This is a genomic window from Flavobacterium sp. PL12, from assembly GCF_039123485.1.
Classification (GTDB): Bacteria; Bacteroidota; Bacteroidia; order Flavobacteriales; family Flavobacteriaceae; genus Flavobacterium; species Flavobacterium weaverense.
On the sequence record NZ_JBANDI010000057.1, the window covers coordinates 1 to 2,144 of the forward strand.

At 40.4% G+C, this 2,144-nt stretch carries 1 protein-coding gene; it reads left to right on the forward strand.

All coding sequences use genetic code 11. The features are described from left to right. Positions 1 to 2,144: hypothetical protein (locus tag RCH19_RS14660; RefSeq protein ID WP_343023857.1), on the forward strand; the 2,144-nt coding region annotated here is incomplete at both ends.

The window sequence follows — 2,144 nt, forward strand, 5'->3', positions numbered from 1 at the left end:
AAACAATCGGATATCGATGCGGGTAAAGTGGTTAACACGGCTTTAGCAACTGCTCAAGATCCGAATAATAAAGATGTAACGGATATCTCTGGTACAACCGTAACTAACGATACTCCTACTGATACTCCGCTAACGCAAACGCCAAGTATTGCTCTTGTGAAAACAGCTGCTGTAGGTGGAACAGGTAAACTAGGTGATGTAATTACCTATACTTTTGCAGTAACCAATACTGGAAATACTTCCCTTACGAATGTAGTAGTAACAGATCCAATGGTAGGATTAACCATTACTGGAAATCCAATTGCAACTCTTGCAGTAGGTGCTTCTAATGCAACTATCAAAGGAACATACACTATTACTCAATCGGATATCGATGCAGGTAAAGTAGTCAACACGGCTTTAGCAACTGCGCAAGATCCTAAAGGAAATGACGTAACAGATATCTCTGGTACTTCAGTTGATAACAACACGCCTACTGATACGCCTCTAACGCAAACACCTCGTATTGCGCTTGTGAAAACAGCGGTAGTAAGTGGAACAGGTAAACTAGGTGATGTAATTACCTATACTTTTGCAGTAACAAATACTGGAAATACTTCCCTTACTAATGTAGTAGTAACAGATCCAATGGTAGGATTAACCATTACTGGAAACCCAATTGCAACTCTTGCAGTAGGTGCTTCTAGCTCTGCTATCAAAGGAACATACACCATTACTCAATCGGATATCGATGCTGGTAAAGTGGTTAACACTGCTTTAGCAACTGCGAAAGATCCAAAAGGAAATGACGTAACAGATATCTCTGGTACTTCAGTTGACAACAATACTCCTACTGATACGCCTCTAACGCAAACACCTCGTATTGCGCTTGTGAAAACAGCGGTAGTAAGTGGAACAGGTAAACTAGGTGATGTAATTACCTATACTTTTGCAGTAACCAATACTGGAAATACATCGCTTAGCAATGTAGTAGTAACTGATCCAATGCTAGGATTAAGCATTACTGGAAACCCAATTGCAACCCTTGCAGTAGGCACTTCTAATGCAACTATAAAAGGAACATACACGATTACTCAAACGGATATCGATGCGGGTAAAGTAGTCAACACTGCTTTAGCAACTGCTCAAGATCCGAATAATAAAGATGTAACGGATATCTCTGGTACTACTGTGACTAACGATACTCCTACTGATACGCCTCTAACGCAAACGCCAAGTATTGCTCTTGTGAAAACAGCGGTAGTAAGTGGAACAGGTAAACTAGGTGATGTAATTACCTATACTTTTGCAGTAACCAATACTGGAAATACTTCGCTTACGAATGTAGTAGTAACTGATCCAATGGTAGGATTAACCATTACTGGAAACCCAATTGCAACTCTTGCAGTAGGTGCTTCTAGCTCGGCTATCAAAGGAACATACACCATTACTCAATCGGATATCGATGCAGGTAAAGTAGTCAACACGGCTTTAGCAACTGCGAAAGATCCAAAAGGAAATGACGTAACAGATATCTCTGGTACTTCAGTTGATAACAATACCCCTACTGATACGCCTCTAACGCAAAATCCAAGTATTGCTCTTGTGAAAACAGCGGTAGTAAGTGGAACAGGTAAACTAGGTGATGTAATTACCTATACTTTTGCAGTAACGAATACCGGAAATACTTCTCTTACTAATGTAGTAGTAACCGATCCAATGCTAGGATTAAGCATTACTGGAAACCCAATTGCAACCCTTGCAGTAGGTGCTTCTAATGCGACTATCAAAGGAACATACACCATTACTCAAACGGATATCGATGCAGGTAAAGTAGTCAACACGGCTTTAGCTACAGCGCAAGATCCTAAAGAAAATGACGTAACAGATATCTCTGGTACTTCAGTTGATAACAACACGCCTACTGATACGCCACTGACTCAAACACCTCGTATTGCTCTTGTGAAAACAGCGGTAGTAAGTGGAACAGGTAAACTAGGTGATGTAATTACCTATACTTTTGCAGTAACCAATACTGGAAATACTTCGCTTACGAATGTAGTAGTAACTGATCCAATGGTAGGATTAACCATTACTGGAAACCCAATTGCAACTCTTGCAGTAGGTGCTTCTAGCTCTGCTATCAAAGGAACATACACCATTAC